The sequence below is a fragment of the Spirosoma migulaei genome, assembly GCF_054776855.1.
Map to the genome: position 1 here is coordinate 24924 of NZ_BAAHBG010000005.1, position 26996 is coordinate 51919.

The following is a 26996-nucleotide window of genomic DNA, read 5'->3' on the forward strand; positions in this document are numbered from 1 at the left end:
TAGAAATAAAGCCATAGAAGCGCCTTTTGACCTAAAGTCAGGTGGGTAGGTAGGTCATGGAACTGGTCACCTGCGTAAAACCAGGTCGGCACTTGCTTTAGAATGTACCTGACTGCTTTTACAACTATGACACGTATCAAACGGGAGTTAACCCTTTCCCTTGCCTTACTGATTTCGGCCACAATAGCCACGCACGCTCAACTGCTTGTTCAACGATTTGAGCCGGTTGGGTTTGCTCAGGTGAATATCACGGATCAATTCTGGAAGCCTAAACTAGACAAAGTGGCTACGGCAACCCTACGCGCCTGTATTGTGCAGACGGAAGAAAAAACGGGTCGTATCCGCAACTTCGAAAAAGTGGCCCGTAAACAGAACGAAAAGCTGGGCGACATTCAGCACGAGGGCATTTACTACGATGATAGCGACGTATACAAGGCCATTGAAGCCATGGCGTACTCGCTTAAAAATCACCCCGATGCAGCCGTTCAACAGAAAGCCGATGAATGGATTGACAAGATTGCCGCAGCCCAATTGCCTGATGGTTATCTCAACACATACTATACGCTGACGGGCTTAGACAAACGCTGGACCGATATGGAAAAGCACGAGGATTATTGCGCTGGTCACTTGATTGAAGCGGCTGTTGCGTACTACAATACAACCGGTAAACGGAAACTGCTCGATGTGGCCATCCGCTTTGCTAATCATATTGATTCGACATTTCGGCTTAAAAACCGGCCCTGGGTAAGTGGGCACCAGGAAATTGAACTGGCCCTAATGCGCTTATACCACGTAACCCATCAGGATCGCTATCTGAAACTGGCCGATTGGTATCTGGACCAGCGTGGTCATGGCTTTGGTAAGGGTGTTATCTGGGATCAGTGGAAAAACCCCAAGTATTGTCAGGATGATGTGCCCGTAAAGCAGCAGAAAGAAATTACTGGTCACGCTGTGCGTGCTATGTACCAGTACACGGGTGCGGCCGACGTAGCCGCAGCTACCAACGATCCCGGTTACCTGACTGCCATGACAACGGTCTGGGAAGACGTTGTTTACCGAAATATGTATTTGACTGGCGGTATCGGTTCTTCGGGCCGTAACGAAGGATTTACGGAAGACTATGACTTACCCAATGAGTCGGCTTACTGCGAAACCTGTGCATCGGTAGGCATGGTATTCTGGAATCAGCGCATGAACCTGCTCACGGGCGAAAGCAAATACATTGACGTACTGGAGCGGAGTTTATACAATGGGGCCTTAGACGGCCTAAGCCTGAGCGGAGATCGCTTTTTTTATGGCAACCCACTATCGTCAAGCGGTAATTATGGCCGGAGTGAATGGTTTGGAACCGCCTGCTGCCCATCAAATATTGCCCGGCTGGTTGCTTCCTTGGGCGATTATATTTATGGCCGTTCGGAGCAGGGAATCTGGGTAAATCTGTTTGTGGCCAGCAATACAACAGTCACAATTGGAAAAACTAGTATACCGCTTCAACTGGATACGAATTATCCCTGGCAAGGGGCCATAAAAATTACCGTTAATCCAGCAAAAAAAGTCGCGTATGCCTTACACGTCAGGCTACCAGGTTGGGCAGAAAACGTACCTGCGCCTGGCAAACTTTACCAATTTACCGATAGTGTCAAAACAGCCATAAATGTCCTGCTAAATGGGAAGCCAGTTGCCTATCGCAAGGAAAAGGGCTATCTGGTGATCGATCGTACCTGGCAAAAAGGCGATGTTGTTGAGGTGGCCCTGCCAATGGACGTTCGGCAGGTTACGTCCCGAGCTGATGTGAAAGCTAATCAGGATCGGGTTGCTCTCCAGCGCGGTCCGCTAGTGTATTGCGTTGAAGGCGCAGATAATGGTGGTCGGGCGTGGAATATCCTTGTACCGGCTAAAGCCACATTTGCTACGAAACCTCACCAGATTCTTGACGAACCCGTCATCGCTATTCAGGCCAATCTATCCGTTGTTGAAGCGTCTCCCGACGGGCTGGCAGTGCAAACAAGCCCACGAACCATCACCGCCATTCCCTATTATGCGTGGGCAAACCGGGGCAAAAGTCCTATGCAGGTATGGTTACCAAGCCGGGTTAAGGAAGTGAAAATTACCGACTGAGTGGTATATTGATGCTATCGGCTAAACTTATTACTTTTGTTTAATCTATCAAGAATATAACTATAGAGGTTGAATTTGTGAAAATTTCAATCTTCTTGGGTGGTTTATCGGCTTACATCTTACTTCCAGTCTACAGACAATAGATGACTATTGAACGGCAATCTGACGATTTCATCTGGAATGCCCTCAAACAGGGCGATAAGCTGGCTTTTGCCGAATTGTATCAACGCTATTATAGCCCGCTCTACAGCTATGGCTTTAAATTACTCCCTGAAGTAGGTTCGGTTGAAGATGCCATTCAGGATCTATTCATTGAGTTATGGCGTCTGCGGCAAAACCTGTCAACGGCCGATTCCGTGAAGTTCTATTTGTTTCGCTCCCTCCGCCGACAGCTCTACCGAATGAGCGAAAAAGAGAAACGATCCGATACCGTTTCTTCATCGGCCTTTGCTGATACTACGTTTCACTCGGCAGAGCAACTGCTGGTAGAGCAGGAGCAGGAAGAACAGTTAGCCCAACGGTTAACCCAGCTACTTCAAGATCTCCCCCAACGACAGTTGGAAGTGGTTACGCTTCGTTTTTATGAGAATTTTAAGACGCGCGAAATTGCGGCTATCATGGGCATTACTGAAAAGTCTGTTCGTAATACGCTTCACAAAGCCCTTTCTCATCTTCGTGAGCAGATCCACTATCTGGCCCCTCTGCTAGGCCTGCTTCTTGTGGGCTTGTTAGCGCTAGCCTAAATAAATTAGCTGCCTTAACTAAGCGCTACTTGTGCTTTGCCAAAATAGAATCTAAATTGGGTGAGTACAAGTAACATAGAAGCGGTTCAAACTGTGTTGTCGTACCGACTGGGAGGGTCGGTACGACAACACAGTTAAAACTCAAGAATAGTTTTCTCGATTATATCGCAGGCTTCATGCATTTGCTCTTCATTGATAACGAGCGGGGGCGCAAAGCGGATTTTGTCGCCGTGGGTTGGTTTAGTGAGCAGACCATTGTCTTTCAGTTTCAGGCAGATTTCCCAGGCGGTTTCTTCACCGAGATCAGGCCGTTCTGTAATCACAATGGCATTCAGCAAGCCTTTTCCACGTACTGATTTCACAAGTTCGGTTTTCTGACTCAGGGCCGACATCCGGGCGCGGAAAATTTCACCTATAGCCGCTGCATTCTCCGTCAACTTCTCATCCTCAACTACCTGAAGAGCTTCCATAGTAACGACGCAGGCCAACGGGTTGCCTCCATACGTCGAGCCATGTTCGCCGGGTTTAATGGTTAGCATTACTTCGTCGGACGTTAGTACCGCCGATACCGGCATTGTTCCGCCCGAGAGTGCTTTACCCAACACAAGCAAATCTGGCTTAACACCTTCATGATCGCAGGCAATGCGCTTGCCCGTACGGCCAATGCCTGTCTGGACTTCATCGGCAATGAACAAGACGTTGTACTGCGTGCATAAGTCGCGTACACCCCGTAGGTAGCCTTCGTGGGGCACAACAACGCCCGCTTCGCCCTGAATCGGCTCTACCATAAAACCTGCAATATTCGGATCGCTTTTAAACGTATCCTCCAGCGCAGTCAGGTCGTCATATGGAATAACAATGTAACCCGGCAATAGGGGGCCGAAATCGTTGGTACTACTGGGATCTGTTGATGATGAAATAGCCGCCAATGTTCGTCCCCAGAAGTTTCCGGCTGCAAAGACTACTTTTGCCTGATTCTGCGGAATCCCTTTAACTTTATAGGCCCACTTACGGGTCAGTTTCAAGGCGGTTTCGCCACCTTCTGCTCCGGAGTTCATGATCAGGGCTTTGTCGAAGCCGAAGTATTCACAAAGGTATTTTTCGCAAAGACCTGTTTTGTCGTTATAAAAAGCTCGCGATGTCAGGGTTAACCGCTGTGCCTGCTGGATCATGGCATTGATAATGCGCGGATGGCAATGTCCCTGACTGACGGCACTGTAGGCCGACAGGAAATCAAAATACCGTTTATCATCTACATCCCAGACGAAGACGCCCTCGCCCCGGGTTAATACCGCCGGAATGGGATGATAATTATGAGCACCGTAATGCCATTCCAGTTCCATAGCCTTATCGGCAGAAGAGACTGGTTCTGTAGGTTCGATTATCATAGTGAGAAGCGGTTAAAATCTGCAACCAATTGGTCAACCTGACCGTTTATATTCAAAAATACGTCTTCTTCAACAGACGCCCAAACATGATGCGATCTCAACCGCCGAAGAAAAAAATTCCCCATTTGGCGGATGATGACTATTACTACACGCCCGAAGGTTATGTCGTTTTTACGGCAACGTATCACCTCAAACGGGGCTATTGTTGCCAGAACGGATGCCGCCACTGCCCCTATGGATTCAAAAAAAAGTAATAAGGACTTGCAGATTATGAATTAATTAGCGAATTTTGCGCCCTCATACGGAAAACGAGTACGGTAATGGCCAGAGTTTGTCAAATCACAGGAAAGCGCACACGCACGGGGAACAACGTTTCTCACGCTAATAATAAAACCAAACGTAAATTCTTCCCGAACCTGCAAAAGAAGCGGTTCTTCGTTGAATCGACCGGGGAATGGATTACGTTACGAGTGGCTACATCGGCCATTAAGACCATCAACAAAAACGGTCTGGAAGCTACACTTCAGAAGGCTTACGAACGCGGCACGCTGTCCGTATAGTCTTTCGCAAGATAGTCCATCAAGCCTCTTCCGGTTAGGAGGAGGCTTTTTGTGTTTAGTTTATAGTTTGAGGTTTGAAGTCTGTAGTTCGAAGTTACCTCTTACGCTAACAAATAACTTCAAACTACAGACTTCGAATTGTGAAACTGAATTTTGAAGACCTCATTGTTTTTGAGAATAAGGATTATATACTGATTAACAAGCCGCCCCATGTGGCGTCGCTTGATGAACGGACGCCCGACCGGGGTGGTCAAAGCATTGTGCGGATGGCTAAGGCGTACTATCCAGATGCACAGCTTGGCCATCGGTTAGATAAAGAAACCTCGGGTATTCTGGCAATTGCTAAAAATCCGGAAGCTTACCGGCACTTGGCCATGCAGTTCGAGCACCGCGAAGTCACAAAGCGGTATCATGCCGTAACGAACGGGGTGCATAATTTCGAGGGTATATCCGTTTATCTGCCTATTTCTCCGATTAAGGACGGCACGGCTGTGCGGATTGATCGCGAAAAGGGGAAAGTTGCCGAAACGATTTTCAATACCTTACAGGCGTATCGAACAACGACGCTGGTAGAGTGCATGCCCGTTACGGGCCGTATGCACCAGATTCGCGTGCATTTGATGTGCCTGAAAGCGCCGATCGTCAACGATGCAACCTATGGCGGAAAGCCAGTCTATCTATCGGAAGTGAAGCGTAAATTTAATTTAAAGGAAGGTACGGAGGAGCTGCCGCTCATTCACCGTGTTGCCTTACACGCTCATTCCCTGACATTTACACTACTGGATGGCGAAGAGCAAACCTTTGTGGCCCCCTATCCAAAGGATTTTAACGTGCTGGTAAAGCAGTTGGAGAAGTTCGCCTGAAGTTTAATGTAAAATGAATAATGGTTAATGTATAATGAAAAGCCTAGCCTGCATTATACATTAACCATTATTCATTTTACATTATTCACTAAATCTCCGTCCCTTCCTCAATTGGCTCGGGAATGTGATGGCCCGTAGAATCTAACGGCGTTGGGCGAGGCCGTTTTCGGTTGACAAGGTAAAATAAAGGCGGAATAATCAGTGGGGCGAACAACAAGGTTGTTGTCAAACCACCGATGATCACTGTAGCCAGCGGACGTTGTACGTCGGAACCGATACCGCTCGAAATAGCCGCTGGTACAAGACCGATAATGGCGACGACCATAATGGCCATAATGGCCCGGAACTGCTCCTGAGCTGTCTCGATAGTGATTTCTAACAGCGACTTCGGATTGTTGATCAGGTTACGGTTCAGCGCCGATACGAGTAATACACCTGCCATCACCGAAATGCCGAAGATCGACACAAATCCCACACCCGCTGATACATTGAAGTTGTAACCTCGCAGCAGCAAGGCACCAATCCCCCCGCCCAGCGCGAACAGCAAACAGGTGAGTGTCAGCAGCGTATCGCGAACGTTTCCGTACAGCATAAACAGGAACAGAAACACAACCACAATGGTCAGGGGAATCGAAATAACTAATTGACCACCAGCTCGCTCCAGATTCTCATATTGGCCGCCATAGATCACGCTATAGCCTTCGGGAATTTTGACGTGCTGGCGTACCTTCTGGCTGATTTCTTTCACAAAACCACCCTGATCGCGCCCCCGGATATTTGTACGGACCGTAACCATCCGTTTTCCGTTGATGCGATAAATGTTTGTCTGTCCCTGCACGTAGCGAATATCAGCCAGTTCATTCATCGGAATCAGAGCGCCCGTTGCTGAAGGTACCTGCAACAACCGGATGGCGTCGATACTGCCCCGGCTCTCAGGCGTGAAGCGTACCACAATATCGTAGCGTTTGGCCTCATCATAGATGGAACCAATGGCTTTTCCGCCAATAGCCGCTTCGATCATGTTCTCAATTTCGGCAACGTTGATCCCATAGCGAGCCGCAGCCGGGCGATTAATCTTGATCGCTAGCTGATCCTGAGGGCCTTCCTGTTCAATGTTCACAGATACCGCACCATTCATGGCCCGTACCAGACTGGCAATGCTGTCGGCTTTAGCCCGCATCAGCGTCAGGTCGTTACCGACTACTGAAATAGCTAAATCGGCGGCACTGCCCGTTACGATTTCCATGACCTGGTCAATAATAGGCTGACCTGATGAGAAGAACGCGCCCGGAAACGCTTCCTGCAATTTTCCCTGCATGGAGCGCACAATTTCTTTCTTCGAAATCGTATCCGACCAGGTGCTGTAATCTTTCAACCCAATCAGAATTTCGGTACGGTCTGTTGGGAAGGGGTCCGTTCCATCGTCGTTGCGACCGGCCTGTGTAATAACAAAACTGACCGGTTTATACTCACTAATGATATCTCTGATTTTGGGCGAAATCTTCGCGTTTTCCTGAATCGTGATGCCCGATGGCATAAAGGCCCTCATGAAAATAGACCCCTCGTCCAGCTCCGGCAGAAACTCAGTACCCAGTTTTAGTCCGAAGCCAATCATAATAAGAACAATTGTCATACCAACGCCAACCACGATTTTAGGTGACCGCATTAACGTTGATTTCAGGAGCCATTGATAGCCTCGTTCCAGGGGCGACAGCAGAAAGTTTTTATGTCCTTTCAACGGCTTACCATCTGGCGCAAGCACCTTACGGAAGGCAAACGAAATCAGCACCGGAATTACCGTCAGCGCACAGATTAATGAACCAATAACGGCAAAGGAGAGCGTCAAGGCCATTGGACTAAACAGCTTTCCTTCAACCCGTTGCATCAATAAAATGGGCATATACGCCAGAATAATGATGGTAACCGAGAAGAAAATTTCTCTGGCCACTTCCCCCGCCGACCGAGCCGTGACATTCACGATACCCTGGTTTCGATCCGCGGGGCCGGACGCTCGATAGCGCCTTATGAGGTGCTCGGCCATGACACTAGCTCCATCCACAATAATCCCGAAGTCGATAGCGCCCAATGAGAGTAGGTTAGCTGGAATACCCACCAGTTTCATCAGGATAAAGGCAAACAGTAACGAGAACGGAATGGTAACGGTAACGACCAAAGCGGCCCGTAAACTGCCCAAAAACAAGACCAGCAGAATAGCCACGATGGAAATACCCTCGATAAGCGTATGCGCTACTGTTTCGAGTGAGTGGTCGATCAAAAATCCACGATCATACAGTACCCGCAAATGCACGCCTTTGGGTAACTCACGGGCTTCGAGATCAGCGATTTTATCCTTAAGCAATTCCAGTACTTCACTCGGATTTTCACCCCGACGCAGCAGTACAATCCCTTCCGTTGCGCCAATTACATCTAAATTCTCGTCAGGAATCCGGTAGCCTAAAATACCCGATGGCGAGGGCGGATTGATTTCCACGCTGGCCACATCGCGGAGTAACACGGGTACCCCTTCGTTGGCTTTCAGAACAATATGTTGCACATCGTCGGGGGTTTTGAGTGCCCCCAAACCTCGGACAGCAAAACCCTGACCACCCCGCGCAATGACATTACCACCCGTATTCTGGTTGTTTTTCTGAACGGCATCAATCACATCCTGCAATGTCAGATCGTATTTCCGGAGTTTGGCCGGGTCCGGGATAACCTGAAACTGCTTAATCGGGCCGCCAAAGGTGGTTACGTCGGCCAGGCCCGGTACCTGGAGTAATTGCGGAATAATGACCCAGTCCTGCAAATCGCGCAGTTGCATAGGCGTCATACTGGCTGGGGCTTCAATTACATAGCGGTAAATCTCGCCTACTGCTGTGGTGAGCGGAGCTAGCTCGGGTGAAACACCATCGGGAAGTTGCGCACCGCTAAGTCGTTCGATAACCTGCTGACGGGCAAAGTAATCGGTAACCGTTTCATCGAAATTCAACTGCACGACCGATAGGCCAAAAATGGTTCGGGAACGACGATCCGTAACGTGTGGGACGCTGTTGAGGACCCGTTCGAGCGGTATAGTAACCTGTTGCTCAACCTCCTCTGCCGCTCGTCCGTCGTATTTGGCAATCACAATGACGTTGGTATCGGCAATATCGGGATAAGCCTCAATCTTCAGCAGTTTGAAGCACCACAATCCCAACCCCATAACCGCCACCGCCAGCCCGACTACGATCCAGCGATTTTTGAGGGAAAATGTTATTAGTTTCTGAATCATAATGTAAAAGGAGGAGAGGGAGGAAGGAGGAAAGGGAGGAGGGGACAAAAGGGCTGATATCAGCTATTCCTCTCGTCCCTTTCCGCCCTCTCTTCCCTTTTCTCCCTTCGTCATCAATACCCAAAGCTTAATCCCTTCAGTTGCAGTACATTTTCCGTTACAACCTGATCGTTTTCCTTCAGGCCACTTTGAACCACAACCCGATCATCGCGTTGCTGACCGAGTTGTACGGCTCTACGCTCGATAGCTTGCGGCCCCGTTTTTACAAATACGTAATCGCGGCCTTGTACGGTTACGACCGCATCGCGCGAGGCCGTCATAAATTTTCCTTCTGTAACCCCAAACTGAACGGTGGCAAACATGCCCGCCTTCAGGCGTCCATCCGGGTTGGCTACCGAGATACGGAGTTTAATTTGACGAGTGGTGTTATCCACATAGTCATTAACATTGTCGATGCGTCCCACAAATCGCTCGTTTGGGAAGGCGGTAAAATTGAGCGAGCAGACCAGCCCCTGCCGAATACTACCAAATTGATTTTCAGGTATTTCGCAAACGACGAGGATTGTGTTTGGGCGCGCTAGACGGAGCGCCTTCGGGTCAAAGCCAGCGAGTTTAAGCGTGGCTTCGTCTGAGATAATGGCTGCCTCTTCGTTGGCCAATTGAGTCTGCGCTTCAATCACTTCTTTACCCGATGCTGCCCCGTGGGCCTGTAAATCCTTTACCCGGTCCAGGTTTCCTTTCTGGGTTTGAATGTTGTTCCGGTGTTGTAAAATAGCGGTGTAGTTATCCGATAAACCCGGATCATCGAACAGTACCAATCGTTCGGAGGGGGTTTCAACGGAACGCACCACCATTGCGGCTACATGACCTGGAGCCGAAAAATCAGTACGGATAGCAGCCAGGCGGGCAGGTTGCGTTGGAAAAGAACGCATCATCATGGCGTCGGGAAACGTAAGCCGACTACCGTCGGTGCTGATTGTCGGGCGTGGTATCGACTTAACCACCGACTTAGGCTTTTCCTGACAAGCCAGTGTCAGAAACGACAGCCCGATTACTAATAGACGAACATTCATTGTGTTAATACTGATTAATCTGTCCGGTTGCGTACAGCAGTCGAACGTAATTTTGACGGTAGGTATAAAGCGTTTGATAATAAGCCGTTTGGGTATCGAACCAGGAAGTCTGGGCCTGGAGCAGGTCAATTAGGGTAGTGGCACCCCGCAAATAGGCGTAGCGGACAGAGGCCAGTACCCGGTCGGCATCGCGTCGGATAATTGAGTACCGGTCAATGTTTTGCCTACTGGTCAAAAACGATTGGTAAGCCGTTTCCACTTCGGATCGGATTCGGGTTTGTACCAATTGGGCTGCCTGCCCGGCCTGTTCCTGTAAGACCCTGGACTTCTGAATTTCACCCTGATTACGACTGTAGACGGGTAATTCAATCGTTAGAAATATACCGGCGTAGGGAACGGAATTTTGTGGGTTCCAGATCAAACCCGCTTCGTTTCGAGGCTTCGCTAGTACCTGTTGTAAATCTACGTTTCTACGGGCCGATTCGATATTTGCTTCGGCTACCTGTACATCCGTTCGGGTTGTAGAAGCCAATCGAAACAAACTATCCGCCGAGGCATTCACGGTTGGGTACAGCCGGGATGGGATCGTGAAGTTGGGCTGAATAATGGAATCGTTCATGGCTACGTTGATGCTGTCGGGAGTGCCGAGCACTAAGCGTAATTCGTTTAACCGATTACTAAGATCCTGTTGCGCCGTACGCGTCTGAATGTCATATTGATCCGAAATCAGTTGTGTTCGGGTCAGATCAGTACTGGTGATGACTAAATCTTTAAGGCGGACTCTATTTAATTGAACCAGCGTATCCACGTTCGCTTTTGCCCGTTGCAATAGGGCCAACTGGATACGGGCATACCAGGCGTCGAGATAGCGATTCGCGGCATCGAACAGTAAATTGCGTTCAGTTTCGGCCACACTCCGAACGGCCAGGTTCGTGTTGGCTTCGGCAAACCGATTCCGGTAGGTACGCTTGTTATAAATGTCGAATTCTTTGGTAGCCTGCAACCAGAATTGCCGTCGCTGCCGACTCAATAAACCGGCGGCATCGGCTCCAGGCATAACGGGCGTAGGCGTTAATTGAAACAGCGTCTGGTTATTCAGAACAGGATTAGCGCGGAGGTTGGCCGTCGTTTGATCAGCCTGAGCTGCATTTATATTTAGCCGTTCAACTCTTAGAGCTGGGCTATTTGTACGCACTTGTTGAAGAGTCTGTCGTAAGGTTAATGTAGTTTGTGCCGAAGCCGACACCCAGAACAGACTAAAGCACAACAGTTGATATGAGGCAATTTTTAACGTCATTCGCTTTATAAGAACGTAACAAAGTAACAATCCGCAGGCCCCAAACCCGTAAAATCTTAATTAAAAGATAGTTAAATATACTTAACGCCTGAGTTCAGAATCCTGGGAAAAAGGCTGACATTCCAGTTATACATAAAAGTTGATTAGCAGTTAATACTTACTGTTCGCTCAAATTCCTAGTAATGTCTACAGGCTAATTTCCTTATTTTGCTGGAATTCAACCATAACACACTTTTTCAACCGGTACAACCGTCAACTACCTGTGAACTATCTTCTTTCTATCCTTTTCGTTACCTTCCTTCTACTAGTAAATTCCTGCGCCAGGCCGACCTTTCGACTAGTAGATAAGCCTATCATTTTTGATGATGAGCGAAAGCAACTATCACTTGAGTACTTAGCGAAACGGCATGGTATTCAACAACAGGAACCATTTATCAAGCCCAAAATGATTGTGTTGCACTGGACAGCCGTGCCAACACTTGAAGCAACTTTCGATGTATTCAACCCATCGGTATTACCCGGTCGACCCGATCTTCAGGTTGCCAGTCGCCTGAATACGTCGGTCCCATTTCTGGTTGATCGGGATGGTACCATTTTTCGATTACTTCCCGATACAACTTTTGCGCGCCATTGTATTGGTCTGAATTACTGTGCCATTGGTATCGAAAATATTGGCAATAATGACCTGACCAAAGCGCAGATGAAAGCCAATGTGCAACTGGTTCGTTATCTGAAACGTCGCTACAAAGGCATTGACTACCTGATTGGGCATTATGAGTATAAAGACTTTATTGGTACACCACTCTGGAAAGAAACAGACCCGAATTATCTGACCAGCAAAATCGACCCTGGCAAATCATTCATGCGGAAAGTCAGGAGTCGGGTAAAAGACCTAAATCTGAAGGGTAGTCCAATTTTGTTGCAGTAAGTCACTCCGGCGATTCCTATACGGCCATGCAGTAGCGGTCTAAGTCCAAAAACTATGCCTTTCCCTATCTATATGACGAGAGTCAGGTAGTAGCCCGCACGTTTGGGGATACCAATACACCCCATATGTTTGTTGTGAAACGGGAAGGAAGCCACTATAGGGTTGCTTATATCGGTGCTATCGACAATAATCAGTACGATGCAACTGCGGGTGACAAGAAATAGGTTGAAATGGCTGTCAATGAATTAATTGCCGGTAAACCTGTAACAACGGCTTCGGCAAGAGCTGTTGGATGCGGCATTAAGAGGAAAAATACGTAGTTCTAACCGCAAGGGTCGCAACGGAAAACGCAAAGCACGCAAGAAAAGATTTCTTAGCGTGCTTTGCGTTTTCCGTTGCGACCCTTGCGGTTATTTTACCAGACCGTCCTTCCCGAATTTAGTCCCGAAAAAGTCGCCCTTGTTCCAGGTGGGGCGCTGATCGTCCTGTGCGGTTAAATAGCCAACCAGAAACTGCAATTGCGCGTGTTTGGCTGCGGCATTGAAATCAAACGGTTGATTCATGTCGTCTTGTGGCGTGTGGTAGATGGTTGCCCGCCAGTCGAGGTTGAGTTTGGTACCATCCAGATTGGGATTACCCGTTTGCGAACCGCTTTTGATGAAAAGTGCCGGAATGCCCTGCCGTACAAAGCTAAAGTGGTCGCTTCGCATAAATACAGTCTGTTCGGGAATCGGGTCCGGGCTTATCTGGACGCCCAAAAATGAAGCAGCCTGTTTAACTTCTTTGCTAAGGCTCGAATGTTCCGCTCCATAAGGAACAATATCGAGTAAGGGATGAAAGAAAAAGGGCATATCTAACGTCAAATTCGCTACAATTTTCTCCTTGGGCACGGTTGGATTACTTGCGAAATAATCGGACCCCAGCAGACCCATTTCCTCGCCCGTTACGCCCACGAACAAAATAGAGCGCCGGGGGGCTTTGGGTAGCGACGCATAAAGCCGTGCCGTTTCGAGCATGATGGCTACGCCCGATGCATTATCATGGGCACCGTTGAAAATGGAATCTCCTTTTACTGGACGGCCAACGCCCAGATGGTCGAGGTGGGCCACGTGAACGATGTATTCATTTTTCAGCGCTGGGTCTGAACCAGGCAACGCGGCTACTACATTAAAGCCGGCTATATCTTCGGCTATATCGGTCTGCGTTTTCATTCGAACCGAAACGTTAAGCGGAAATGCCTGCGAGCGATTTTTCATGGCCTGCCCAATGGCTTCGGTAAAGGAAGTTGGCGCACCGGCGAAAAGTAAGCGTGCCAGCGAATCACTGATGGATGCGGCCCCTTTCAACGCAGGATAGGTGCTCTTTGGTTTTCCCTGCTTGTCTACCCAACGCGTAATTCCTTGCCGGGCGCGGGGAGCCGCCGTTTCAATACGACTTCGTAGATCGGTAGGCAAACTGAACGCAATAGTACCTACAGCTCCGTGCGCGGCTGCATTTTCCGCCTTTGATGAAGAAGCGTAAGCGCGCTGATTGGATGGAAACGAAGCTGGAGCTCCATTCAGAAACGCCACGATTTTTCCCTTCACATCAATGCCCGTGTAGTCATCGTAACCGAGATCAGGGGCTGAAACACCGTAACCAACAAAAACAACTGGGGCGCTTACGTCGCTGGCTGGATGGTCGGGATTCGGATTCAGAATAAACTGCTTCCCATAAGTAAGCGGTTGCTCACGCCCGTTTGTCAGTAGCGTGAGTGAGCTATTGCTTTCCTTTACCTGCCACCTACGGAGAGGCACATTCTGCCGAAATGCATTGTTTTCTCCGGCGGGCTGGAGACCTAACGCTTTTAGTTGGGCAACCACATAATCTGCTGCCATGGCAAACCCTCGGGTACCTGGTTTCCGGCCCCGAAGTGAGTCGTTTGCCAAAATACCCATATGCGTATGAATCGCTTCAGGTCGAACAGTTTTGGCCACTCGCTGCACATCGGCAGGAATTGCATTGGATTGGCCCATAACCAGGCTTGCGCCCAACAGGCTAATGACTATACTAAGTAATAAAGTTGTTGTAACGTGTCGCATTGAGGAAAGCTAAGACGAAAAACGATTAGCGAATATAGGCCACAGTTTTAGTAGAACAAATTGAAACCCTGGCTTAACCAACTTTAGGTTGCTTAACCGTACACTTGCTCAATTGATAGTATATTCGTCGCCCAAACAGGGCGATAAGTAGTGGTATTTATCGAAGAGAATCAGTAAAATCAACGAACATGAAAAAGGTGCCCATACTTATCGACTGCGATCCCGGCCACGATGATGCTGTTATGCTTATGCTGGCCATTGGCAGCGATTTTTTCGATATCAAAGCTATAATCACTTCGGCCGGAAATCAGACTCAGCAGAAGACCCTTACTAACGCCTTAAAGCTTAAAGAATTACTTGGTTCTGATATTCCAATTTATAAAGGTTGCGATAAACCCCTTTTTCGGGAGCTGATCATTGCCGATTATGTACACGGTGAGATGGGTATGGATGGCCCGATATTACCTGATCCCAAGCTAAAGCCAGAGGCCTTATCGGCTATAGAAGCGATGGCGAGTATTCTGGCTGAAAGCGAGGAGCCAATAACGCTTGTGCCCACCGGCCCACTTACCAACATTGCTACCTTTCTATTGGCTTATCCACACTTGAAACCAAAAATCGAACGAATCTCGCTGATGGGTGGTGGTGGCTTCCGGGGGAACATGACGCCCACAGCTGAGTTCAACATCTACGTAGACCCTGAAGCGGCTTCTATAGTGTTCAATTCCGGGGTTCCTATTACCATGTGTGGCCTGGATGTGACACACAAGGCGCTGGTTTTTCAGGAGGATATCGAACGGTTCCGATCCATCGGCAATCAATCGGGAAAGGTGGTTGCAGAACTGATGGATTTCTTTTCCATTTTCTACCGCCGTGAACGTCCGGAACTGGAAGGCGGGGCTGCCTTGCATGATCCCTGCGCTATTGCCTGGCTGATTGACCCAACAATGTTTACGTCAAAGTCGTGTTTTGTGGATGTTGAAGTGGCAGGGAAATTGACCCTGGGTACTACGGTCGTCGATTTTTTCGATGTGTTGAAGAAAACCCCGAATACTGAGTTCGTTTACGACATTGACCGGGAGAAATACATCAATCTGATTTATGAGGCTGTTCAAAAACTGCCTTAATGATGGACCGCAGATGACGCTGATTATTATGATTTACGCAGATTTTTATCAGTATAAATCATAATAATCAGCGTCATCTGCCGGTCCGCCGGTGCGGGTCCATTTTTATTTTAAAACCAGGGACGTTTAACTTTAAATGACCGCTTCAGGCCACTAATCATCAGGAATGCGCCCAATATTCCGAAGATGATCGCCAGTATTGTGACGTGCAGAATGGCGAATACAACCGCTACCAGAATAATCAGGACGGAGGCTTTCAACTTCCAGCTAATCCGCTGCCACCAGTTGAGTTCGGGGCGTAGTTTCATACCCAGACTCTGCCGAATTTGATTGCCTAATTTGAGTTTTTTCTTGGGTTTCGGGTCCGGTTGTTTGTCAGTAGACTCCGTTGGGGTCGGTAGCATCGACTGAACTCGCTGCATATGCCGCACCACACCGGCATTGGTCGACGATTGTACAGGCTGGCGACTTCGACTAGCAACAACAGGATTACCAACTAATGGCAAGTTTGTAATTGATTGATCGCCTTGTTCTGTTGAATCCAAAATGGGCACCATTTCCAGGGATGTGTAGCGCTCTTTCACTATCTCGCTCTTTCGCTCTTTTAACTTTTCAACGGCTACTCGTGCTGCTGCCGGATGGGATGAGCGCTGAAAATAAGCGACAGGTCGATGGCAGGATGAAAGAAAAAGACATAAGACGGCAACAAAAAGGGCAATGGCATTTTTCATCAGGTCGTGAGTTGGACGAACGATACTAGCGGAGACAAAAATCCCATTTACAACGAATTGGGAAGGTCGGTTGATATGACTCTGGCGAAAAAGCCTTCAATTTGTCCACCAGCAGTGCCTACCTTTGCGGCTATGAATCCAGACAATGATCCCCAGCCCTGGCAGGTTGAATCCTCCGAATACATTCATCAGTTACCGTGGTTTACAGTTCGTAAAGATGCCATTCGGATGGAGAATGGGGGAGTTATTCCTAATTATTTTGTTTTTGAGTATCCTAACTGGATCAACGTAGTGGCCGTTACCACAGAAGGTCAACTGGTACTCATTCGGCAGTATCGCCATGGCATTGCCGGAGTTCACTATGAGCTTTGTGCAGGCGTGGTTGACCCCGGCGAAGAGCCTCTTGTAGCCGCCCAGCGCGAATTGCTGGAAGAAACGGGCTTTGGTGGTGGCACCTGGCAGCTCCTTATGACACTCTCTGCAAATCCGGGCACCCATGCAAACCTGACCTATGCCTTTCTGGCAACGGGGGTTGAGGTGAAGCAGGCGCAACATCTCGAAAACACCGAAGAAATCACGGTGCATGTTATTTCGCGGGAACGGGCCATGGAGATTATCAATAACGGCGAGATGATGCAGGCTTTGCATTTGGCCCCGTTATTGAAATACCTGTCTGAACCGGGATTGAACAGATTTTAGGATTAACCTGATTTTGTTTATCTACCTGATTATTTACTGCATTACCCCCAACGAGTATCTTTGCCATCCCAATGTATACAATGACAGGATTTTAGCCAAAATCCTGTCAATCCTAAAATCTGTTCAATCCCGGTTCAGAATGATTATTCCCCTTGCCCTCCGCGCTGACCAAACGCAGGAGTATTATTTTTCGGTGAAACTAGCTGAAGTGCGTCGGTTACAGGCGGCTGGTCATGATATTATTAACCTCGGTATCGGCAACCCTGATCTGATGCCTTCTGCCAATACGATTGATGCGCTGGTACGTTCGGCGCAGCAACCAACTGCGCACGGGTATCAGCCGTATAAAGGTACCCCACAGTTACGGCAGGCCATTACTAGCTTCTATGGCCATACATACGGCGTCACACTCGAACCTGATACCGAAATTTTGCCGCTTATTGGCTCTAAAGAAGGAATAACCCATATTTCGCTGACGTTCCTGAACGAAGGCGATGGTGTTTTAGTCCCTGAGCTTGGTTACCCAGCCTACCGGGCAGTAAGCCGTATGGTAGGAGCTACTGTTCATGAGTATCCACTTCTGGAATACGCTGGCTGGCAACCCGATTGGGAAGCTATGACTGATTTACTGGCAGCCCAGCCAGCCAATGAAAAGACAAAGATTATATGGCTGAACTACCCCCATATGCCCACAGGAGCACCTGCTACCCGCGCCCTGTTTGAGCGGGCGGTACGGTTCGCCCATGAGCATCAGGTATTGTTGTGCCATGACAATCCCTACAGTCTGATTCTGAATAAAAAGCCGCCGATCAGCCTCTTGTCGGTGGATGGCGCGAAGGACGTGGCCGTGGAACTAAACTCCTTAAGTAAATCGCATAATATGGCTGGTTGGCGCATTGGCTGGATGGCGGGTTCTAAAGCTTATGTCGATGCGGTGCTAACGATCAAGAGCAACATTGATTCGGGACAGTTTAAGCCGCTCATGGATGCCGCAACCGAAGCGCTCAGTAATTCTGACGACTGGCATAGGGCGCGTAACGCTGTATATCAAGGTCGGTTAGATGCCGTTCATGCGTTTCTGGATGCCCTGGGCTGCACCTATACAACCGATCAGGAGGGATTGTTTATCTGGGCCAAACTGCCCGACTCCGTTGAATCGGCCGAAACGCTGGTGAATGATCTGCTTCGACAAAAACATGTGTTCATTGCGCCTGGTTTCATCTTTGGCCCCAAAGGAGATCGGTACGTACGGGTATCGTTGTGTGTGCCAGAAAACCGTATCCGAACCGGGATTGAACGGATTTTAGGATAAAACAGATTTTGTTTTTACCCTGTCAGTAAATTACTTGCTCTAAAATCGAATGCTCTCCTCTATAGCTCTTTCAATAAATTTCTGAATGAATAGGCTCTTATTATTAAGAATTATTGATTGTAGCGATGCAGCCAAATTACAAATATGGCGAGTTAACACACCGTATTACCGGGTGCTCAATGGAAGTACATCGAGTGCTGAGTAATGGCTTTCAGGAGGTCATTTATCAGCGTTCTCTAGCTTATGAACTTGAGCAATTCAACATAGGATTTGCTAGAGAAGTGGACATGCCGATTTTTTATAAAGGTATTCTAATGGGTATCCGCCGAGCTGATTTCCTGATTGAAGAAACGATTATGGTTGAATTAGAAGCGATCATTAAGTTAGAAGAAGTTCATTTGGCACAGGCCATCAACTACCTGGAAGCGTATAATCTGGAAATCGGATTACTAATAAATTTTGGGGCTTCCAGCCTGGAATTTAAGCGTGTCCTCAATCCTCATTTCCGAAGATTCCATCCTAAATCTTAATCTCCGCGTGGGGCACAAAATCTGTTTTAATCCTTAAATCTGTTAAATCCCGGTTCAGATGACTGTTTCCATTATTGGCATAGGCCTACTCGGGGGCTCGTTCGCGCTCGCGGTTCGCGAGAAATACCCCAAAATGCGCTTCATTGGCGTTGATACATCCCACGTAAATGGCCAACTGGCGCTGGCAAAAGGCATTGTTGATGAGGTGTTGCCACTGGCTGAAGCAGTAGCACAGAGTACCCTCGTAGTGATGGCTACACCCGTTAACATTATTACCGACTTACTGCCTACGGTTCTCGATCACCTACCTGCGGCTGCTACCGTCATTGACTTAGGATCTACCAAAGAATTGATTTGCGATCTGGTTGATGCACATGTTAAACGGCCCCAGTTTGTTGCTGTTCATCCTATGGCCGGCACCGAAAATTCGGGGCCTGGTGCCGCGTTCAAGGAACTGCTGGCAGGTAAAAACCTCATCATCTGCGATCGGGAGAAAAGTAACGCCGATAGCTTGATGCTGGTTGAAAGTCTGTTTCGGGATATAGGTATGAAATTGTTCTATATGACGCCAAAAGAACACGACCTGCATTTGGCCTATGTGTCACACCTAAGTCATATTAGTGCGTTTGCCTTGGGCTTGACCGTACTGGAAAAAGAAAAAGACGAGCAGGCCATTTTCGATATGGCCAGTACCGGCTTTAGTTCAACGGTGCGATTGGCAAAGAGCTCTCCGCAAATGTGGGCGCCTATTTTCGATCAGAACCGAACCAATGTATCCGACGCGCTGGCGGCTTATATCGACTTTTTACAGCAGTTTAAAGAGGTAATTGACAGCCAGGACGTTACTACCTCGCTGGATTTCATGCAACGGGCCAACGTCATTCGACGCGTGCTGGACGGAATCGAGAAACGGTAAAAAAGTAAAACTTTTTCCGGTTGCTGACACAAAACGGATTTCTATTGGTTTATATCATAAGACGCCACGAATTGGCAAGTCCCGAAACAGAATCATTAGTAAACCTATGCAAGCAACTGAACAACCAGCTGGATCACAAGTGGCCGCACAGGCTGGTACCATCACAATTGGTGGTGATTTAACCGTTAATCGTATGGCTTACGGTGCCATGCGGATTACTGGAAACGGAATTTGGGGGCCTCCCAAAGATCACGACGAATCCATTCGCGTATTAAAACGCTGCCTTGAACTTGGCGTAAATTTTATTGATACAGCCGATAGTTACGGCCCTTACGTATCGGAAGAGCTCATTGCTGAAGCTCTGCATCCCTATCCCGATGGCTTAGTTATTGGGACGAAAGGTGGACTACTCCGTACAGGCCCGAATCAATGGCCGGTTGATGGCAGCCGAAAACACCTGGAGGAAGCACTTAATGGTAGCCTGAAACGCTTAAAACTAGATCGGATTGATCTGTATCAACTTCACCGCTTCGATCCGAAAGTACCGTCCGAAGAATTCCTGAGTTTTCTACAGGAAGCCCAGCAACAGGGTAAGATCCGGCATATTGGTTTATCGGAAGTGGGTATTGACCAGATCGAAGAAGCAAAAAAATACTTCGAGGTTGTATCGGTACAGAATATGTACAACTTTGGCGAGCAACGCTGGAATGATGTGCTTGCCTACTGCGAGCAAAATAACATCGCCTTTATTCCATGGTTTCCGCTCAACGCGGGGAACGTGGCTGCCGAAAATGCCATTAAAAAAGTAGCTGCCCGTCACGGTGCAACAGATTACCAGATTGCACTGGCCTGGCTCTTAGCCGCATCACCTGTAATGTTGCCCATCGCCGGAACATCGTCGGTAAAGCATTTGGAGGAGAATCTGCAAGCTGCCGCTATTAAACTTACTGACGAAGATTTGCAGGATATGCCATTGCCTAATTAAGGTTTATAGTATTCGGTTTAAGGTATACGGTAAGCTGACGCCAGCAATCTACGCGTCCGTATACCTTAAACCGAATACCAAATACTGTAACCCTAAATCGTCAATCTGTATGCTAACACAAACCAAACTAGATCCACAGCAACTCCTGGCATCAACGCTACATAGGCTGCAGGAAGGGGCTGAACACATTAATCCGGTCAATGAGCTGATCAATCAGTGGAGTGATGCATTGGGTGAAGGAAATCTGACACTCGAAAACGTGGCTGATGAGTTGTTCTCGCTTAAACGAGCTTTAGAAGAAGGGAAAGCTCCAAAAATTGCCGGGTCATTGCATACGCTCAGCAAACTAACGAAGCAGGCTGCTAACGAGGCATCGGATGTTGGTTTGGTAGGCCAGTTACTTCAGCTGGCTCAGGTACTCGAAGAGACGTCAAAACAGGTTACAGAAGCCCGGTAAAGACGAGAATTTTCAACAAAAAAGGATGCCTTTCTAGAAGAGCATCCTTTTTTGTTGATTAATGCAGGTTATGCATTCTCCAATGACTTGATCTTATCAAAGGCAACCTGTAATTCACTAAGTTGCTTTTGAAGATCCTCTTTGATGTAAGCCGGAATATGGTCTTTATTAATTGCGTCCTGATAGGCTTCAATAGCGGCATTTTCGCCAAATTCAACGGAGCTTAATACCGTATCGCGATCTTTGCCCGTCAGCGCTGATTTAATGTCGATCCAGGCGCGGTGAATTTTACTTGTTACGTCGGTAGACGTTGCGTCTGATACGCCCGTTCCGTCAATGCGTACGATATGATCGGCCAATTGACTACGGAAATTTTGGCTCTGAATTACGTAATGGCGGAACAGATCGTCCAGTTGCGCATCTTCGTTGTCTTCAATCGCTTTTTCATATCCCTGAATGCGATCGTTGTTGATTTTTACCAGGTCGTTGAGATCATCAACGATTTCTTTATTCGTGATCATAACAGTTGAATTTCTATGAGTTGTTAAATGAAATTACAACTAGGTGTACGCACGATTGTTCACGCATAAACAAAAAATGAAGGATTCATTGAGCGACCAGCAACTAGGTTAACGAAATGAATCCCTCATTTTTTGTCTACAAGACTTTTCTAATTGGTAGATGTTACACTTCGCAATCGCAAAATTGATCCATTCTCGAATTGAAGCTGGTTCTCAGGACTTGTCAGCGAAATTTGGGTAATAGCACCGTCCCAGCCTGCTAACTGACTTGTATTGATTTCATAGGTACGAAATTGGCCATCACCCACAATAGGGAAATCGACGTACCGACCCGGTATGTCCAGAAAGTCATAATCTTCGGGCTTTCGCCACGAAAATCGAGCCATGGTTCCTTTTGTCTGAAAAGCAGCCTGTATGTAAATTTTTGGAACATTACTTGCGTGCCAGAACGACATTGGGCTCATAACCCGAAAGTTCCTGATTGTCGGATCGTCCCGCATCCAGAGAACATTTAACTCATTTTGAATTGGGTAGCCTTTGTCGCGGGTGCGGTTAAAGTACCAGCCCTGCCGATCATTGACAAATCTATACGTAGGGCCGGTAGGCGGCCGGGGTTGGGCGTAGGCAAACTGCCGAATGTCAGTTAGGTCACCAACAATCAATGTGTATTCAAATTCGTACTGCCCATTATGATCAATGAGCAAGTGCGGCTGGCTGGTTATGTATCCTGCCGACACATCAAACTCGCCCCCAACTTTGGTAACGCCGAAACCGGCTGAGCCAAATCGGACCTCATTGGGCTTATACAAACCAACTCCCCGTCCCTCAGCATTCAGCAAGGCAATCCAGTTTTCGCTCCCATATCGATTCAATACATCCCGATCGGTATACTCCGATACCGCATCATTCGTGAATGGCTTTACCCCACCATAAGTTACCATCCGATAATAGGGACCATTCAGGTACACACAAGGCACCTCCTGAGTCCGGGACTCATACTGAGTGGTATCGGAACGGTTAACCACAATCTTACAGCGTACGTGAATGGTATTGCCTTTCAATTCAATCCAGTGTTCAAATACACAGTCGGCAGGTTCATTCAGTAATGGCCAAATCAAAGGGATCGTTTTAACATACAGCGTGTTTTGGCCCTGCTGATAGCTAACAACCCGAGCCGGATTATTGTAATAATCGCCTGTTTGAACTGGGTTCCAGCCAAGGTATCTCCATTGGTAAACTGGATCTTTACCGTTTACACTGTAGGGGTAAGGACCCGCATAGATCGATGTCTGTATTTGCCGACCCAGGTCATTATTGTTGACCATATTTACGCTACTACCCGCTTCTGATAGATACGTAATGGCCCCCCCCGCATTCAGATCGATCCCAACGCGTATCTTATCATTGTCCAGATACAGCCGTTTTTGGGGAGATGTCTGCGTCTGTCCCGGTAATCCGCCGGATGGTGGGTTCGACACAACGGGTGCTTTATGAGGATCGGTAGACGGGTAATCACGAACGCAGGTGACGGCCAAACTGCTTACCAATACACAAACTAACAGTATATAAGGACGAACCATAAACGCAGCGTATTAGGAAATAGATTAGTCAAAAATAGGGGTATGTTAAGGGTTTTGCAATAGTTATTATTCACTGGCCTTTATCGCTCTACTCACTCTGTATCGCTAAGTCTCTGGCATCAATTGATGCAGAAACTGGTTTACCTCCACTGGTTTCTTAAAAATCAATACTGTACGTCCTGGAGCATATTGATCAATTTTAGCCAGAATTTGTGCGCGCTGAGTCTGTCGAAATGTCCAGATCCAGTGCAGGAAATCCCAGCTCCAGCGCTCAGGGCAACCGGGAGCCATATCAGGACGAACTCGCCCTTGATAAGTAACCAAACGCTTGATAATCCGCCACAAACACAACCAGCGAGGGAAGTCCAGAAAGATTATGGTATCGGCCATGGTAAAACGTAAGTTCATTGACGAGCCGTAATTTCCATCAATGATCCACTCGGGTTGGTCAATCAATTGTTTTTGTAAAACCAGTTCGGTAGCCTGGTCTGTCATGATCCAGCCGGGTTGCCATAATACGGCATCCAGATGAGCGACCGGGAGATGGGTCAATTGGCCAAGCTGACGAGCCAGAGTTGACTTCCCGGCTCCTCCACAACCCACAATGGCAACTCGTTTCATAGCTGATTTATAGACGTAGCATGGTAAAAACCTGATTTCATTCTGGTCAAAAGCTATTTCTCAATGTAAACGCACTTAAAAAAACAGCTTGTAAGGCAAGGAATCGCCACTTTGCCTTTATATTCTAAAATTCTCCTTTTCCATTACCTGCTAAACCCCTAATTTTGCAGGATTTTTGACCAGACCCTGAATTGCCTGGTAATCCGTCAGGCAGCTTGCTCAACTCACGATTCATTCAGGGCCGCCCATGCGGTCATTGTCCTGCAGAAAAATGCCTAAAAATACCAACATTCGCTCGGTTCTTATTATTGGCTCAGGCCCCATCGTTATTGGCCAGGCATGTGAGTTCGATTATGCTGGCTCACAGGCCGCTCGCTCTATTCGGGAAGAAGGCATAGAAGTGGCGTTGATTAATTCCAATCCGGCCACCATCATGACCGACCCTATCAACGCAGATTATGTGTATCTGTTGCCGTTAGAGAAAAAATCTATCGTCGAAATCCTGAAAAAACACCAGGAAATGGGGCGGCCCATCGACGCCGTTCTGCCAACGATGGGGGGACAAACCGCTCTGAATCTGGCTATCGACTGCGATAAGGCCGGTATCTGGCAAAAATACGGTGTCGAGATTATTGGCGTGGATATTAAAGCCATCGAAACAACTGAAGACCGGGAGAAATTCCGGTTGCTCATGCTTGAACTTGGTGCTGGCGTTTGCAAAGGCCGCACGGCCCGCTCGTTTCTGGAAGGTAAAGAAATTGCCCAGGAAATTGGCTTTCCGCTGGTTATCCGGCCATCGTATACACTTGGTGGCACAGGGGGCGGTTTCGTTAACCGGCCCGAAGATTTTGATAAGGCACTTACCGCCGGATTACACGCATCGCCTGTTCATGAGGTGCTGGTCGAACAAAGTGTGATGGGCTGGAAAGAGTATGAACTGGAATTGCTGCGCGATAATAACGGCAACTTCATTATCATCTGCTCCATCGAGAATTTTGACCCAATGGGTATTCATACCGGCGACAGCATTACCGTTGCCCCGGCCATGACGCTGCCCGATACGCTGTACCAAAAAATGCGCGATCTGGCCATCAAAGTAATGGGAGGCATCGGGCAGTTTGCAGGCGGCTGTAACATCCAGTTTTCGGTTAATCCACAAACCGACGACATCATCGTTATTGAAGTAAACCCACGGGTGAGCCGATCGTCGGCGCTGGCATCAAAAGCAACGGGTTACCCGATTGCTAAGATTGCCGCAAAAATGTCGGTTGGGTACAACCTCGATGAGTTGATCAACCCTATTACGGGTACCACTTCGGCTTTCTTCGAACCCGCAATCGACTATGTTATTGTAAAAGTACCCCGCTGGAACTTCGATAAGTTTCCGGGAGCCGATCGGTCATTGGGGCTGCAAATGAAGTCGGTTGGGGAAGCGATGGGTATTGGTCGAAACTTCCAGGAAGCGCTACAAAAAGCCTGTCAGTCGCTCGAAATTCGCCGAAATGGACTTGGTGCCGATGGACATGAACTAACCGACCGGGCGGCTCTGACGGAAAGTCTGCAACACCCCAGCTGGAACCGGCTGTTTCATATCTACGATGCGTTTAAAGCAGGAATGTCGTTCCGGACGATTCAGCAACTGACCCGAATTGACCCCTGGTTCTTACACCAGATCGAAGAATTAATTGAGCTGGAACGTGAAATTCAGCAGTACGACCTGGACGATATTCCGCCCGAACTTCTCCGTACGGCCAAACAAAAAGGCTATGCCGACCGACAGTTGGCCCACCTGCTTCAGGTAAAAGAAAGCAAGGTGTATGATTACCGTCAGAGACACAACATTCGTCGGGTATATAAGTGTGTGGATACCTGCGCGGCTGAGTTTGAGGCCAAAACGCCGTATTATTATTCGACCTTCAACAACCAGGTTCCTATCACAACCGACCACGCTGAGCCAGTTTCTGACCTGCCCGGTAATGAGTCGATTCGGAGTAACCGCAAAAAAGTGGTGGTGCTGGGTTCGGGGCCAAACCGTATTGGACAGGGTATCGAGTTCGATTACTCCTGCGTACACGGCGTACTGGCGGCAAAGGAAGCGGGTTATGAGACCATCATGATCAACTGTAATCCTGAAACCGTATCGACCGATCCTGACATTGCCGACAAGCTGTACTTTGAGCCGGTTTTCTGGGAGCACGTACATGCTATTATCATGCACGAGCAGCCTGAAGGCGTTATTGTGCAGTTGGGTGGGCAGACAGCACTGAAAATGGCCGAGAAACTTACTCGTTACGGCATTAAGATCATTGGCACAAGCTGGGAAGCCCTCGACTTAGCCGAAGATCGGGGTCATTTTTCGGAATTGCTGAAAACACTGGATATTCCATACCCAAAATTCGGAACGGTACGGGAGTCAGAAGCGGCACTGGAATTATCGCGCGAATTAGGATTCCCCTTGCTGGTGCGGCCAAGCTACGTGCTGGGAGGCCAGAACATGAAAATCGTGATCAACGAGAACGAACTCGAGCAGCACGTGATGAAGATTCTGGAAGATATTCCAGACAATAACATCCTGCTCGACCACTTCCTCGAAAGCGCCATCGAAGCGGAAGCCGACGCCATCTGCGATGGTGAAGACGTGTACATTATTGGCATCATGGAGCACATTGAACCAGCTGGTATTCACTCTGGTGACTCGTACGCTGTGCTACCCACCTTCGATTTGAGCGAAAACGTGCTCCGACAAATTGAGGAACACACGAAAAAGATTGCCATTGCGCTTAAAACTGTCGGGCTGATTAATATTCAGTTTGCCATTAAAAACGAGGTGGTGTACATTATTGAGGCCAATCCCCGTGCCAGCCGAACCGTACCATTCATCTGCAAAGCGTACCAGGAACCGTATGTTAATTATGCTACGAAGGTGATGCTGGGCGACAAGAAGGTGAAGGATTTCGATTTCAAGCCGGTTAAAAAAGGGTATGCAATCAAGATTCCGGTGTTCTCGTTCAGCAAGTTCCCGAACGTAAACAAGGAGCTTGGTCCCGAAATGAAATCGACCGGAGAGGGCATTTACTTCATTGATGATCTCACCGATGATTATTTCCAGAAAGTATACTCGGAGCGGAATCTGTATTTAAGCCGGTAGGAAGTGCTACAATCAGATTTGTTCCCTGTGCCATTCCTTAGTAGGGA

Annotated in this window: 23 protein-coding genes; 14 read left to right on the forward strand and 9 right to left on the reverse strand. The window is 48.1% G+C overall.

Annotated features, from left to right (window positions below; genetic code table 11):
• Positions 1-126 precede the first annotated feature (126 nt).
• Positions 127-2118 (forward strand): glycoside hydrolase family 127 protein, encoded by a 1992-nt coding sequence (locus ACYVGO_RS05610; RefSeq protein WP_460968197.1) that lies wholly within the window; start codon positions 127-129, stop codon positions 2116-2118.
• Between the two features lie 143 nt (positions 2119-2261).
• Positions 2262-2861 (forward strand): RNA polymerase sigma factor, encoded by a 600-nt coding sequence (locus ACYVGO_RS05615; RefSeq protein WP_460968199.1) that lies wholly within the window; start codon positions 2262-2264, stop codon positions 2859-2861.
• A gap of 134 nt (positions 2862-2995) precedes the next feature.
• On the opposite strand, the gene rocD is transcribed toward ACYVGO_RS05615, so the two are convergent.
• A complete protein-coding gene (gene rocD, locus ACYVGO_RS05620; RefSeq protein ID WP_460968201.1) occupies positions 2996-4249 on the reverse strand; it encodes an ornithine--oxo-acid transaminase in 1254 nt (417 codons plus the stop codon).
• Positions 4250-4335: 86 nt separating this feature from the next.
• Between rocD and ACYVGO_RS05625 the strand changes: the two genes are divergently transcribed.
• From ACYVGO_RS05625 to ACYVGO_RS05635, 3 genes are all read left to right on the forward strand, one after another.
• Positions 4336-4503 (forward strand): DUF5522 domain-containing protein, encoded by a 168-nt coding sequence (locus ACYVGO_RS05625; RefSeq protein WP_246859353.1) that lies wholly within the window; start codon positions 4336-4338, stop codon positions 4501-4503.
• A 66-nt stretch (positions 4504-4569) separates the two neighbouring features.
• On the forward strand, positions 4570-4809 hold the full coding sequence (gene rpmB, locus ACYVGO_RS05630) for a 50S ribosomal protein L28 (RefSeq protein WP_142776191.1): 240 nt from the start codon (positions 4570-4572) through the stop codon (positions 4807-4809).
• A gap of 140 nt (positions 4810-4949) precedes the next feature.
• Positions 4950-5672 (forward strand): RluA family pseudouridine synthase, encoded by a 723-nt coding sequence (locus ACYVGO_RS05635; RefSeq protein ID WP_460968204.1) that lies wholly within the window; start codon positions 4950-4952, stop codon positions 5670-5672.
• Between the two features lie 88 nt (positions 5673-5760).
• Here ACYVGO_RS05635 and ACYVGO_RS05640 read toward each other — a convergent pair whose 3' ends face one another.
• The 3 genes from ACYVGO_RS05640 to ACYVGO_RS05650 form a co-directional block, all read right to left on the reverse strand.
• Complete coding sequence (locus ACYVGO_RS05640; protein ID WP_460968206.1) at positions 5761-8943, reverse strand: efflux RND transporter permease subunit; 3183 nt, start codon at positions 8941-8943, stop codon at positions 5761-5763.
• A 113-nt stretch (positions 8944-9056) separates the two neighbouring features.
• The gene (locus ACYVGO_RS05645) at positions 9057-10016 is read right to left on the reverse strand and encodes an efflux RND transporter periplasmic adaptor subunit (RefSeq protein WP_460968208.1); all 960 of its coding nucleotides are present in this window, start codon (positions 10014-10016) and stop codon (positions 9057-9059) included.
• Positions 10017-10020: 4 nt separating this feature from the next.
• Complete coding sequence (locus tag ACYVGO_RS05650) at positions 10021-11313, reverse strand: TolC family protein (RefSeq protein ID WP_142776188.1); 1293 nt, start codon at positions 11311-11313, stop codon at positions 10021-10023.
• 262 nt (positions 11314-11575) lie between these two features.
• Here ACYVGO_RS05650 and ACYVGO_RS05655 point away from each other — a divergent pair, with 262 nt between their 5' ends.
• Positions 11576-12241, forward strand: coding sequence for a peptidoglycan recognition protein family protein (locus ACYVGO_RS05655; protein ID WP_460968210.1), 666 nt, complete (start codon positions 11576-11578; stop codon positions 12239-12241).
• Between the two features lie 410 nt (positions 12242-12651).
• On the opposite strand, the gene ACYVGO_RS05660 is transcribed toward ACYVGO_RS05655, so the two are convergent.
• Positions 12652-14322, reverse strand: coding sequence for a M28 family metallopeptidase (locus ACYVGO_RS05660; protein WP_460968212.1), 1671 nt, complete (start codon positions 14320-14322; stop codon positions 12652-12654).
• 188 nt (positions 14323-14510) lie between these two features.
• Between ACYVGO_RS05660 and ACYVGO_RS05665 the strand changes: the two genes are divergently transcribed.
• Entirely contained in the window at positions 14511-15449 is a 939-nt protein-coding gene (locus tag ACYVGO_RS05665; protein WP_460968214.1) for a nucleoside hydrolase, read from the forward strand.
• A gap of 110 nt (positions 15450-15559) precedes the next feature.
• On the opposite strand, the gene ACYVGO_RS05670 is transcribed toward ACYVGO_RS05665, so the two are convergent.
• Positions 15560-16180 carry a hypothetical protein gene (locus ACYVGO_RS05670; protein ID WP_142776186.1) on the reverse strand — a complete coding sequence of 207 codons (621 nt, stop codon included), beginning with the start codon at positions 16178-16180 and terminating at the stop codon, positions 15560-15562.
• A gap of 132 nt (positions 16181-16312) precedes the next feature.
• Here ACYVGO_RS05670 and ACYVGO_RS05675 point away from each other — a divergent pair, with 132 nt between their 5' ends.
• From ACYVGO_RS05675 to ACYVGO_RS05700, 6 genes are all read left to right on the forward strand, one after another.
• The gene (locus ACYVGO_RS05675; protein ID WP_460968217.1) at positions 16313-16879 is read left to right on the forward strand and encodes an NUDIX hydrolase; all 567 of its coding nucleotides are present in this window, start codon (positions 16313-16315) and stop codon (positions 16877-16879) included.
• 139 nt (positions 16880-17018) lie between these two features.
• Positions 17019-18191, forward strand: a complete 1173-nt coding sequence (locus ACYVGO_RS05680) for a pyridoxal phosphate-dependent aminotransferase (RefSeq protein WP_460968219.1) — start codon at positions 17019-17021, stop codon at positions 18189-18191.
• Positions 18192-18316: 125 nt separating this feature from the next.
• Positions 18317-18721, forward strand: coding sequence for a GxxExxY protein (locus ACYVGO_RS05685; RefSeq protein WP_460968221.1), 405 nt, complete (start codon positions 18317-18319; stop codon positions 18719-18721).
• Between the two features lie 58 nt (positions 18722-18779).
• Positions 18780-19637, forward strand: a complete 858-nt coding sequence (locus ACYVGO_RS05690) for a prephenate dehydrogenase (protein ID WP_460968222.1) — start codon at positions 18780-18782, stop codon at positions 19635-19637.
• A 106-nt stretch (positions 19638-19743) separates the two neighbouring features.
• The gene (locus ACYVGO_RS05695; RefSeq protein WP_142776181.1) at positions 19744-20622 is read left to right on the forward strand and encodes an aldo/keto reductase; all 879 of its coding nucleotides are present in this window, start codon (positions 19744-19746) and stop codon (positions 20620-20622) included.
• A gap of 109 nt (positions 20623-20731) precedes the next feature.
• The gene (locus ACYVGO_RS05700; RefSeq protein WP_460968224.1) at positions 20732-21079 is read left to right on the forward strand and encodes a hypothetical protein; all 348 of its coding nucleotides are present in this window, start codon (positions 20732-20734) and stop codon (positions 21077-21079) included.
• 68 nt (positions 21080-21147) lie between these two features.
• Here the strand turns inward: ACYVGO_RS05700 and ACYVGO_RS05705 are convergent, their stop codons facing one another.
• From ACYVGO_RS05705 to ACYVGO_RS05715, 3 genes are all read right to left on the reverse strand, one after another.
• Positions 21148-21600, reverse strand: coding sequence for a ferritin-like domain-containing protein (locus ACYVGO_RS05705; RefSeq protein ID WP_142776179.1), 453 nt, complete (start codon positions 21598-21600; stop codon positions 21148-21150).
• Between the two features lie 149 nt (positions 21601-21749).
• Positions 21750-23180, reverse strand: a complete 1431-nt coding sequence (locus ACYVGO_RS05710) for a hypothetical protein (RefSeq protein WP_460968227.1) — start codon at positions 23178-23180, stop codon at positions 21750-21752.
• 105 nt (positions 23181-23285) lie between these two features.
• Positions 23286-23801, reverse strand: coding sequence for a DNA topology modulation protein (locus tag ACYVGO_RS05715; protein ID WP_460968230.1), 516 nt, complete (start codon positions 23799-23801; stop codon positions 23286-23288).
• 271 nt (positions 23802-24072) lie between these two features.
• Between ACYVGO_RS05715 and carB the strand changes: the two genes are divergently transcribed.
• The gene (carB, locus tag ACYVGO_RS05720; protein ID WP_460968232.1) at positions 24073-26949 is read left to right on the forward strand and encodes a carbamoyl-phosphate synthase large subunit; all 2877 of its coding nucleotides are present in this window, start codon (positions 24073-24075) and stop codon (positions 26947-26949) included.
• Positions 26950-26996 lie beyond the last annotated feature (47 nt).

Coding starts and splice junctions, on each gene's coding strand:
- ACYVGO_RS05680 (WP_460968219.1), top strand. CDS start 17,019: ATGATTATTCCCCTTGCCCTCCGCGCTGACCAAACGCAGGAGTATTAT.
- ACYVGO_RS05690 (WP_460968222.1), top strand. CDS start 18,780: ATGACTGTTTCCATTATTGGCATAGGCCTACTCGGGGGCTCGTTCGCG.
- ACYVGO_RS05640 (WP_460968206.1), bottom strand. CDS start 8,943: ATGATTCAGAAACTAATAACATTTTCCCTCAAAAATCGCTGGATCGTA.
- ACYVGO_RS05645 (WP_460968208.1), bottom strand. CDS start 10,016: ATGAATGTTCGTCTATTAGTAATCGGGCTGTCGTTTCTGACACTGGCT.
- ACYVGO_RS05650 (WP_142776188.1), bottom strand. CDS start 11,313: ATGACGTTAAAAATTGCCTCATATCAACTGTTGTGCTTTAGTCTGTTC.
- ACYVGO_RS05665 (WP_460968214.1), top strand. CDS start 14,511: ATGAAAAAGGTGCCCATACTTATCGACTGCGATCCCGGCCACGATGAT.
- ACYVGO_RS05660 (WP_460968212.1), bottom strand. CDS start 14,322: ATGCGACACGTTACAACAACTTTATTACTTAGTATAGTCATTAGCCTG.
- rpmB (WP_142776191.1), top strand. CDS start 4,570: ATGGCCAGAGTTTGTCAAATCACAGGAAAGCGCACACGCACGGGGAAC.
- ACYVGO_RS05695 (WP_142776181.1), top strand. CDS start 19,744: ATGCAAGCAACTGAACAACCAGCTGGATCACAAGTGGCCGCACAGGCT.
- carB (WP_460968232.1), top strand. CDS start 24,073: ATGCCTAAAAATACCAACATTCGCTCGGTTCTTATTATTGGCTCAGGC.
- ACYVGO_RS05685 (WP_460968221.1), top strand. CDS start 18,317: ATGCAGCCAAATTACAAATATGGCGAGTTAACACACCGTATTACCGGG.
- ACYVGO_RS05610 (WP_460968197.1), top strand. CDS start 127: ATGACACGTATCAAACGGGAGTTAACCCTTTCCCTTGCCTTACTGATT.
- ACYVGO_RS05670 (WP_142776186.1), bottom strand. CDS start 16,180: ATGAAAAATGCCATTGCCCTTTTTGTTGCCGTCTTATGTCTTTTTCTT.
- ACYVGO_RS05715 (WP_460968230.1), bottom strand. CDS start 23,801: ATGAAACGAGTTGCCATTGTGGGTTGTGGAGGAGCCGGGAAGTCAACT.
- ACYVGO_RS05700 (WP_460968224.1), top strand. CDS start 20,732: ATGCTAACACAAACCAAACTAGATCCACAGCAACTCCTGGCATCAACG.
- ACYVGO_RS05625 (WP_246859353.1), top strand. CDS start 4,336: ATGATGCGATCTCAACCGCCGAAGAAAAAAATTCCCCATTTGGCGGAT.
- rocD (WP_460968201.1), bottom strand. CDS start 4,249: ATGATAATCGAACCTACAGAACCAGTCTCTTCTGCCGATAAGGCTATG.
- ACYVGO_RS05705 (WP_142776179.1), bottom strand. CDS start 21,600: ATGATCACGAATAAAGAAATCGTTGATGATCTCAACGACCTGGTAAAA.
- ACYVGO_RS05615 (WP_460968199.1), top strand. CDS start 2,262: ATGACTATTGAACGGCAATCTGACGATTTCATCTGGAATGCCCTCAAA.
- ACYVGO_RS05710 (WP_460968227.1), bottom strand. CDS start 23,180: ATGGTTCGTCCTTATATACTGTTAGTTTGTGTATTGGTAAGCAGTTTG.
- ACYVGO_RS05675 (WP_460968217.1), top strand. CDS start 16,313: ATGAATCCAGACAATGATCCCCAGCCCTGGCAGGTTGAATCCTCCGAA.